Source organism: Actinocrinis sp. (assembly GCF_035938995.1).
Lineage (GTDB): Bacteria > Actinomycetota > Actinomycetes > Streptomycetales > Catenulisporaceae > DASZGI01.
This window is the reverse complement of sequence record NZ_DASZGI010000352.1, coordinates 43849-53545: the sequence shown is the minus strand read 5'-3', so window position 1 is coordinate 53545 and position 9697 is coordinate 43849. Positions and strand designations below refer to the sequence as shown.

Here is a 9697-nt window from a genome sequence, read left to right as displayed (position 1 = left end):
ACGGTGCCTCCGGCCGGGCTGAACTTCACCGCGTTGTCCAGGAGGTTGACGACAGCTCGGTCGACGCTGGTCGGGTCGCCCTGGACGTACCAGGGCTCGATCTCGACGTCGAAGGTCAGGCCGGGGCCGCGCAGCCGGGCTCGCTCGACGGCTCGGCCGACGCTCTCGTGCAACGCCACGCGCATCGTCTTGCGAGCGCCGCCCTCCTGCCCGCGCGAGAGCTCGAGCAGGTCGGTGACCAGGCCGGACAGCTCGTGCAGCTGCTGATCCACGCTCTCGAGCATGCTCTCGCGGCGACCGGGTGGCAGTTCGCGGCCGGTGCGTTCGCTCTTGAGGAGGAGGTCGACGTTGGTGCGGAGGGATGTGAGCGGAGTGCGAAGTTCGTGGCCTGCGTCGGCGATGAGTTGACGTTGCCGGTCGCGCGAGTTCTTCAACGACTTGGTCATCTTGTTGAAGCTCGCCCCGAGCCGGTTGAGCTCGTCCTTGCCGTTCACCGGCAGGCGGATGGAAAGGTCTTCAGTTCTCGCGACGTGTTCGACCGCCGCGGTGAGCCGGCGCACCGGGCGGGTGGCCGACCGGGCGAGCACGAGACCTGCGAGGGATGCCAACGCGATCCCGCCGGCCGCGGCAACGGCGAGCCAGAGCTCCAGGTGCCCCAGCGAGGAGTCGACGTTGGTCAGCGATTGGATGAAGGAGATCGCATACCCGGACTCGGGCGAGGTGGTGTAGACGCGGACGTGTTCGCCATTGATGTAGTCGTCGTAGAAGACGCCGCCCACCTGCGTTCCGGACGCGACGGCGATCTGCGTCGCCGTCGGCTTCATCTCCGTCGTGTTGACTGTGGACCCGCCGCCCGATGCGCAAGTGACGCCGTCCGAGCGGATGATCTCGGTCATGTTCCCGCCGAAGCCGCCGCCGGGTCCGAACGTTTGACCGTTGAGGCACATTGAGAGCAAGTTGGCGGCACTGTGTGGGGGCCCTGGCCCCCCGCCCCCAAGGTTCGCGGCGGGTTCCTCGGGGCCGCCCGAGGCGCCACCCGCGTGCTGGCCGATGTAAGACGCTCGCGACAGGTTGTTGTTGATCTCGCCGTAGAGCTGGTCGCGCACCAGGAAGTACGAGGCGAGGGCCGCGCCGACCACCGCCACCGACACCGCGACGGCGGCGAGGAGGGCGAAACGGCCCTGGAGCGACAGGCGCTTGAACAGGCCGCGCGGGGAGAGGGGGCTGCCTGCGGGGCGCGGCGGGACGGGCCGCGCGTGCCTCATGAGCTGCCGCCGGGCGAATCAGCCCGCAACACGTACCCGACGCCGCGCACCGTGTGCAGGAGGCGGGGCTCGCCTCCCGACTCGGTCTTGCGGCGCAGGTACATCACGTAGACATCAAGCGAGTTCGAGGTCGGGCCGAAGTCGAAGCCCCAGATGCTGCTGAGCAGCTGATCGCGGGCGAGCACCTGGCGCGGGTGGCGCAGGAACATCTCGAGCAGGTTGAACTCGGTCCGGGTCAGCTCGATCGCCCGCGCGCCCCGGGTCACTTCGCGGGTCAGCACGTCCATCGTGAGGTCCGCGTATTGGAGCACCTCGGAGTCCGCCTCCGCCGTGGCTGCCGCCTCAGTGAGCAGCGCGCCTCTGCGCAGCAATGCCCGCAGCCGCGCGTAGAGCTCGTCCAGGTCGAAGGGCTTTGCGAGGTAGTCGTCCGCGCCCACGTCCAGGCCGGTGACCCGGTCGCCCACGGTGTCGCGGGCGGTCAGCAGGAGCACGGGCAGCGCCGCGTCGAAGGAGCGCAGCCGGCGCAGCACGGTGAGCCCGTCCATCCGCGGCATCATCACGTCGAGCACGATCGCGTCGGGGGCCTGCTTCGCGATCGACTCGAGCGCGCCGAGGCCGTCCGCGGCGAGGGCCACCTCGTAACCCTCGAACTCCAGCCCGGCGCGCAGCGCCTCGCGCACCGCGGGCTCGTCGTCCACGACCAGGATCCGGCTGCTCGTCTCGACCGTGGACATCTCCGCACTCCCGCTCTGCTCTGTGGTGCGCGGGTCGGCTCGCAGAACCGACCTTGCGCTGGTCACGGCCCGTTTCGCGCCGTCGCCACGATGCTGCCAATCTCTCATGAACAAACGATGAGAAGGCTCTTTGTTTCGCCCAATAAGCGCGATGAACGGCGATAAGGCACTCGGACGGCGGTTGTGCGCGCCAGGTAACGCAACGGGTACACGGCGTTGCGCAGGCGGTGTCGTATGGACCACGATGGCGTGAACAGTGGGATGGACCGGCTCTCGTTCGGGGCAGGTACACAGGTGGCGAACCCTTGGCTAGCGCTGGAAGTCGGCGCCGACCCGACGCTGCGGGTGCGCGAGGTGCGCCGCGCCCACCGGGCCTTCCTGGCCGGCGCGCCGACCCCGGCGTCCGTGCGGCCGGTGGTGACCGATTCCTGGCGGCGCTCGGCCGGCGCGCTCGTGGACGTCGACGGGATCGCCCCGGTCGGTCTGACCGACGGTGACCTGGAGGAATACCGCCGCGGACATCTGCTCGCGCTGGCCATGCCGGTATTCCGGGACCTGCTCGGCACCATCGCCGACGACGGCGAGCACATCCTGGCGGTCAGCGACGAACGCGGCATGCTGCTCTGGGTCGAAGGGCACCTTGGTGTGCGCAAGCAGACCGAGCGGATAAACCTCGTGCCTGGCGCGTACTGGGATGAGGGGCACGCCGGGACGAACGCGATGGGCACGGCGATGGCCGTGGACCACGCCGTGCAGATCTTCGCCACCGAGCACTACAGCACCCCGGTTCAGCCGTGGACCTGCGCCGCCTCGCCGGTGCACGACCCGCGCACGGGGCGGCTGATCGGCGTCGTGGACCTCACCGGCGGCGATCACTTGGCCAGCCCGCACAGCCTCGCGCTGGCCCAGGCCGCCGCCCGCGCGGCCGAGGTCCAGCTGGCCGGGCTGCTCGGCGCCGCCTCGGCTGGGCCGGCGGACTCGGCGAACAGCGGTGCGGCGCCGTCGATTCGCGCGCTCGGCCGCGACGAAGCGCTGCTCACCGTGGGCCCGGGCGCGCCGCGGCGGCGGCTCGGTCGGCGGCACAGCGAGATCGTCGTCCTGCTGGCAGGGCATCCCGAAGGGCTGAGCGGGGAGCAGTTGAGCTTCGAGCTTTACGGCGAGCGGCTGGTCAACCCGGTGACGCTGCGTGCGGAGATGTCCCGGCTGCGCAATCTGCTCGGTTCTGACCTGCTGGGCTCGCGGCCTTATCGGTTCAAGGTGCCGCCCTGCGCCGACTTCCTCTGCACCTTAGGCGCGCTGGACCGCGGCGCCGTGCGGGACGCCGCCGAGGACTATCGCGGCCCGCTGCTGCCTGCCTCGGACGCGCCCGGCATCGCCCGGATCCGGAACCTCGTCGAGTCGCGGCTGCGCGGCGCGGTCCTCGCCGGCCGCGACCCCGCACTCCTGGACGAGTGGACCAGGACTGCCTGGGGCGGCGACGACCTTGAGGCATGGGAGACCCTGTCGGCCGCACTGCCGGACCATTCGCCGCGCCGGGCGCAGATCGCGATGCGGATCGGGCAGTTGCGCCGGGACTACGGCCTCGGACCGGACCGCGCACACTTCCGCGTGGCGGCCGAAATGCGTGCAACACCGCCGGTCACGCCGCGTGCAACGTTCGCGCAACGTATCGGTGCATAACCTCCCCGCTACGGGTCCGCCGCCGGCGTGCGGGCTGTGGCAGGGAGACCATGACCCACGAAGGAGAGCACGGGCACGGCGGCGTTCCACCGTCGGACCAGTTGGCCGCGGCCGCGAATGTGAAGGCCGACATCTACGATCAGGCGCGGGCGAACCGGATCCGCTTCTGGGAGAGGCAGGCACGGCGGCTGTCCTGGTTCGTGGAGTGGCAGCGTCCGCTCGACTGGTCGGACCCGCCGTATGCGCGCTGGTTTCTCGGCGGCGCGCTGAACGTCGCATACAACTGCGTCGACCGGCATGTCGAAGCCGGCGCCGGAGACCGGGTGGCGCTGCACTGGGAGGGTGCGCCCGGCGATGTCCGTATGCTGACATACGCGGACCTGCACCGGGCGGTGTGCCAAGCAGCCAATGCGCTGAACGCGCTCGGCGTCGTACGGGGCGACCGGGTCGCGATCCACCTGCCGATGGTCCCGGAGACGGTGGTGACGATGCTCGCGTGCGCGCGGATCGGCGCCGTGCACGCGGCGCTGCCGTCCGCGCTGGACGTGGCCGGTCTCGCCGCGCACGTGCGGGATGCCGGGGCGAAGATCGTCGTCACGGCGGACGGCGGGTTCCGTGACGGTCGCGCGCCGCTGTCCCCCACAGGGTCGTTAAAGACCGTGCAGTTCAAGTCCGTGCTGGATGCCGCATTGGACCTGGCGCCCGATTCAAAGGTCGAACACGTCGTTGTGGTGCGGCGCACCGGCGAGCGGCTCGATTGGCAGGCCGGTCGGGACATCTGGTGGCACGACGCGGTCGAGACCGCGCCTCCCGAGCACCGCGCGCCCACCCTCTACGCCGAGCATCCGCTGTTCATCAGCTATCAGACACCCGGGCGCGGCGGCGTGCCGGGCCGGATCGAGCCGCGCGGGCTGCTACACGCCGCGGGCGGCTACCTCACGCAGGTCGCCTTCAGCCATCACGCAGTCTTCGATCACAAGGCGGGACTCGACGTCTACTGGTGCACCGCGGACATCGCCTCGATCAGCGGGCATTCCTACCTCGTCTACGGGCCGTTGGCCAACGGCGCGACGCAGGTCATGTACGAGGGAGCGGCGGAAACGGACGAGCCGGGCCGGATCTGGCAGATCGTGCAGAAGTACGGGGTCTCAGTCCTGTTCGCCGCACCCGGAGTGATCAGGGCTCTGCGGCGCGGGGGAGTGCAAGCCGCGCGGGGCGCAGGCGACGCGTCCCGCTACGACCTTTCGTCGCTGCGCATCCTCGGTATCGACGGCGGTCCGGTCGATCCGGACACCTGGCTCTGGTACCGGCGCGAGGTCGGTGGCGACCGGGCGGCCGTGGTCGGAACCTGGTGGCAGCCGGAAACCGGCGCGATCATGATCAGCTCTCTGCCGGGGGTGTCGTGCACCAAACCCGGCGGCGCCGCGCGCCCGCTACCCGGCGTCGTCGCAGACGTACTCGACGACAGCGGATTTGAGGCGCGCCGCGGCACCCCCGGCCATCTGGTGATGCTCGAGCCCTGGCCCAGCATGGCGCGCACGCTGTGGCGCGACGACGAGCGCTTCGCCGCTCGATACTGGTCGCGCTTCCCCGGCTTGTACGCGACCGGCGAGACCGCGCGGATCGACGAGGACGGAGACGTGTGGGTGCTCGGGCAGGAGGGGCGACCGGCGTAGGGCCGGCGGCACGGCGCGCGTCGAGCGCGGCATCGCAGCGCTGGATGAGAGCGCTGCTTGACCGTAGAGCGAAGAGGTTGGGCCGCTTCGCGACCCTCCTGGGGCCGGAAAGTGAGTATTCGATCAAGGCTTGAGCTGCGGTTTTCTGTTACTTCCGGATTAGAGAGGTGCTGGGGGCGCCACCCGACGGGCCTCGGGCGGCGCCCCCAGCACACAGTCGTCCCGGTCGGCACACGCACTGCCGACCCGCCGCTGGGAACGACTGCAGGGGGATAGCTGAAGGGGGTTAACCCAGTTCGAGCGTGGTGACTCCGTACACATATCCGACGGCGATGGGGCGCGTCGGGCCGGTGTACATGCGCACCGTCTCGAAGCCAGGCGCCAGGCCACACGCCGCGACCAGCTTGTGTGCGGCCTCGTTCGGTTCCGGCACGTCCATGAACACCGGACCGGGGCCAGCGTAGGCCGCCAGCGTGTCGAACAGCCCCTGCGCGGCGGCCTGATCGGCGGCGAACAGGGGTCCGATCCGATACCCCTCGAGCGAAGGCCGGATCACGCCGTAACCGGTCACCCGGTCGCCGGTCATGTGCACGTACGAGGTGTGGCCCGGCAGCGAGAGCCAGCGCGCGACGAAGCTCGACCGGTCGGCGGGAAAACATTGCCGGTCGAACTCCGCCACCGCGGTCACCGGGACCTGGTCCGCGGGCACGACGCCGGGCGCCGCGGTCTGCCGCGAACCGAAGCCCCAGTGGGAGCCGGAACCGCCGTAACGCACCGTGCGGTAGACGGCGCTGAAGCCGGATCGCTCGTAGTTCGCCTCCTGCGCCGGCACGCCGTCCAGCCCGATCGTGCGAGATCCGGCGTGCTTGACCGCCTGCCGCCAGGTGGCCATACCGAGCCCGCGCCCGCGCAGGTCTTCGCGCACGAGGTAGAACCCGAGGAAGGAGAACGCGTCGTCGTAGTTGACCACCGACACCGCGGAGGCGATCTCCCCGTCCAGCCGCCCGACGAAGAAGCCGTCAGGGTCCTGCGGCAGGAAGCCGAGCGCGTCGCGGCGCCCGGGATTCCAGCCCTCGCGTTCACACCAGCGTGCCACGAACGCCCAGTCGTGCGCGTCGGCGCGGGCCACGGTGAAGCGGGCCGTCGCGGTCGCGGTCGGGGAAGAAGGCATGGCTTAGTACTCCTTTCAGGACGGACCGGAACGTATCAGACCCGCGGTCACACCAGGCCGAGATCGTCGTCCAACTCGGCGCGCTGTTCCGCCGTCAGAGTGCTCTTCGGCGGCCCTTGGAACCGCTTGCGCGCGCCGAGCGTCCACCACGCCGCCGCGATCAGGAGCAGCACCGCGAACGCGATCGGCGCGTAGTTGAAGTTGCCCCACGTGATCGGATACGTCTCGGGCGCCAGGAACAGCAGGCTGCTGAGCAGGACCCAGACCACCGCCGTCACCCCGATCGCCCGGCTCCACCGGCCCAGGTGCCACGGGCCCGGCTCGAAGTCCGCGCCGCGGCGCAGCTTCAGGAACACCGGGAAGGCGTACGCGCCGAACAGGCCGATCACGTTGATCGAGACCACCGCGTTGAACGTCGCGGTGTTCACCAGCGACGGCAGCACCAGCAGGAACGACAGGCCGGCGGCGAGCCAGGCGGCCCGCACCGGGGTGCCCTTCGCGTTGACCCTGCGCCACACCCGGGTGCCCGGGATCGGGCCGTCGTCCCGGCTCAGCGCGAAGATCAGCCTGCTGTTGCTGGTCATGTTGGACAGGCCGCAGAACAGCAACGCGCCGACGACGATCAACAGCAGCAGCTTCGCCGCGGTCGGGGTCAGCGCGTCCATGACGATCTGCGCGGGCGGGAAGGAGGACGACAGCTCGCCCGAATAGTCGCGCTCGGACCAGATCAGCGCCAGCAGCAGCACGAAGCCGACCGCGGCGGAGACGCCGACCGCCCGGACCATCGCCTTGGGCGCCGACCGGGACGCGCTGATCGTCTCCTCGCTCATGTGCGCGCTGGCGTCGATGCCGGTGAACACCCAGGACACCGACAGCAGGCCGATGCCGACCGCGTAGGGGCCGAAGGAGAAGCCCGTGTCGTTCTCGAAGTGGGAGAACACGAACGCCGCCGACTGGTGGTGCGACGGCGCGACGGCCAGCACCGTCACGATCACCACGGTGCCGATCAGCAGCCACCAGACCGACACCTTGTTCAGCCAGCCCACGTCGCGCACCGACAGGGTGTTGACCAGGGCGTGCACGGCCAGGATGAGCGCGCAGATCAGCAGGGTGGTGTATCGCGTCGGGTGGTAGCCGGCGAACTGCAGGCTCAGCAGGATATTGATGAAGCCGGCGGCGGCGAAGTCGGTGGCCGCGGTGCCCGCCACCTGCCCGCCGAAGTTGAGCCAGCCGGTGAACCAGGCCGCCGCGCGCTGGTGCTTGCGGGCCAGGTAGTAGGACCAGAAGTACGGGCCGCCGCTGATCGGCCACTTCGCGGCCAGTTCGCCCATCGCCGCGGCGACGGTGAGGATCAGCAGCGACACCGCGATCCAGCCCCAGACCTGGACCCGCGGGCCGCCGGCGCCCATCGAGATCCCGAAGCCGGTGAACACCCCGGCGATCAGATTGATGATGGTGAACGGGAAGGCGAAGTTGCCGAACCAGGTCAGCGGGCGGGCCAGCTCCGGCTTGTAGCCGAGCCTGGCCAGCTCTTTCTCGTCGGGCAGGATCTCGGGCCTGACTTGGGTACTCGACATGCGCTCGACCCTCCAGAGCAGGGACGTCCGTTGTGTTTCAACTGTCTTATTCAGCTCTGTCTTATTCAGCAGTGCATCGTCGGCGGGCGGTGTGGGTTCGCGTTCCCGTGGGGGAGGTGGGGGTTCTCAGGTGGGGCCTGGTGCGGACCCCGATCCGTGTGCGGGCCCGGCGGCGCGGGCTCGTTGGTACGCCCGGACGAGTTGTGCCTCCGGGGCGCCGTCCAGTGCCCACGGCTGCCGCGCCACGTAAGGCAGCGTGCGTGCCAGGACCCTGCGTGTCTCGGTCAGGCGCTCGGCCTTCGCCAGCGCGAAGGCCAGCAGGGAGAGATCACCGGTGTAGACGGCCGAGCCGCGGGGGAGCGCGGCGAACCAGCCGTCGTAGGCTCGGGAGGCGGCCTGCTCGGCGGCCGGGCCGCGCCACATCAGCGCCCCGTCGCGCCGCTGGCCCAGCTCGCACAGCTCCCGGTAGCGCTCCACGAACACCACCAGTTCGAGCAGTTGCGGGTCGCTGCGCTCGGGCGTGATCGCGGCGGCCCAGCGTGCCACGTGCCACATCTCGGACACCGACCCGCCGTACCGCGGTGTGAAGTACTCGAGCAGCCGCCGGAAGCCCTCCCGGCTGTGCGGATCGCGCCCGCGCACCTCGGTCAGCAGGTCCCACGGACCTGGTAGCCCGCCCAGGTCGCGCGGCCCCGGGGTGGCCACACGCCCCGTCAGCCGCGGGCCTTCGAGCATCAGCATCGCGACGAACGGTGTGGGATCGGTCTTCATCCGGCCCGACGCGGCGAAGCAGGCCTCGTGCGCCCCCTCCGCCAGAACCGCCGAGTCCGGCAGCCCCTGCCGGGCCGCCCGCAACGCCCGCAGCACCGCGACCCTGGCGTATACGAGCCATGCTTCCGGGCTCTCCGGCGACTCGCGCACCCAGCGGTCCGCGACCGTCGAGCGCACCGCGTACGAGGCCAGGATCAGGGATCGATGGGCGCGCAGCGCGAAGTCCGAGCGGGTGAACTCCAGCAGTTCGCCGGGGAACGCGGTGCGCCCCGCCTCCAGCTCGGTGCAGGCGTCCACCAGGCGCACGTCCGCTCCGGCTGGATGCCAGTCGAGCTTGGGCCTGGCCGCCGTCGCCGTGCCCTGGATGCTGACCGCGGTCAGGCCGCGCGCCGCGGCGGCGGGCCGCTCCTCCTCGACGACGCGGTCGATCTTCCACTCCGCGACGTCGACGGGCTCGATCACCCCGGCCCGGGTCAGCATCTCCCGCTCCAGCCACGCCCGCTCGCCGATCGGCAGCCGCCCATACTCGGTGCGGTCGATGACCAGGTGGCTGGCGAACTGCGGCCCGATGCGCCCGAGCGCCGCGGCCAGGCCCGGCCGCTGCCACGCGGGGACCCGGCGCGAGGCATCGTAGTGCACCTCGATCACCCGCATCTGCAAGGCGTCGGCGTGCGCCCGCAGCGCGCCGAGCACGATCCCGCCGTCGAGCGGCGATCCGACGAGGTAGAGCACGACCCGGGTGCGCGCATCAGGGTCAAGGCCCTGATCGCGCCCGAGGGACGTGGTCGTGGTCAACGTCGGGTCACCTTTCCACGGCGCGTGA

At 70.7% G+C, this 9697-nt stretch carries 7 protein-coding genes; 2 read left to right on the top strand and 5 right to left on the bottom strand.

Going from position 1 to position 9697, the window contains the following annotated elements; translation table 11 throughout:
- Together VGZ32_RS24905 and VGZ32_RS24900 are read right to left on the bottom strand one after the other, a co-directional pair.
- A partial coding sequence (locus VGZ32_RS24905; RefSeq protein WP_326888618.1) for a HAMP domain-containing sensor histidine kinase occupies nt 1-1265 on the bottom strand: 1265 nt, incomplete at its 3' end.
- Nucleotides 1262-1999, bottom strand: coding sequence for a response regulator transcription factor (locus VGZ32_RS24900; protein ID WP_326888617.1), 738 nt, complete (start codon nt 1997-1999; stop codon nt 1262-1264). The genes VGZ32_RS24905 and VGZ32_RS24900, both read right to left, overlap by 4 nt.
- A 294-nt stretch (nt 2000-2293) precedes the next feature.
- On the opposite strand from VGZ32_RS24900, the gene VGZ32_RS24895 reads away from it, so the two are divergent.
- Together VGZ32_RS24895 and VGZ32_RS24890 are read left to right on the top strand one after the other, a co-directional pair.
- Nucleotides 2294-3679 carry a GAF domain-containing protein gene (locus VGZ32_RS24895; RefSeq protein ID WP_349263740.1) on the top strand — a complete coding sequence of 462 codons (1386 nt, stop codon included), beginning with the start codon at nt 2294-2296 and terminating at the stop codon, nt 3677-3679.
- Nucleotides 3680-3729: 50 nt separating this feature from the next.
- Entirely contained in the window at nt 3730-5355 is a 1626-nt protein-coding gene (locus tag VGZ32_RS24890; protein WP_326888615.1) for an AMP-binding protein, read from the top strand.
- A 286-nt stretch (nt 5356-5641) separates the two neighbouring features.
- Here VGZ32_RS24890 and VGZ32_RS24885 read toward each other — a convergent pair whose 3' ends face one another.
- The 3 genes from VGZ32_RS24885 to VGZ32_RS24875 all read right to left on the bottom strand — a co-directional run bounded on the left by VGZ32_RS24885 (nt 5642) and on the right by VGZ32_RS24875 (nt 9669).
- Nucleotides 5642-6526, bottom strand: a complete 885-nt coding sequence (locus VGZ32_RS24885) for a GNAT family N-acetyltransferase (RefSeq protein WP_326888614.1) — start codon at nt 6524-6526, stop codon at nt 5642-5644.
- A 47-nt stretch (nt 6527-6573) separates the two neighbouring features.
- Nucleotides 6574-8103 (bottom strand): amino acid permease, encoded by a 1530-nt coding sequence (locus VGZ32_RS24880; protein WP_326888613.1) that lies wholly within the window; start codon nt 8101-8103, stop codon nt 6574-6576.
- A 126-nt stretch (nt 8104-8229) separates the two neighbouring features.
- Nucleotides 8230-9669: a hypothetical protein gene (locus VGZ32_RS24875; protein ID WP_326888612.1), complete on the bottom strand. Its 1440-nt coding sequence runs from the start codon at nt 9667-9669 to the stop codon at nt 8230-8232.
- Nucleotides 9670-9697 lie beyond the last annotated feature (28 nt).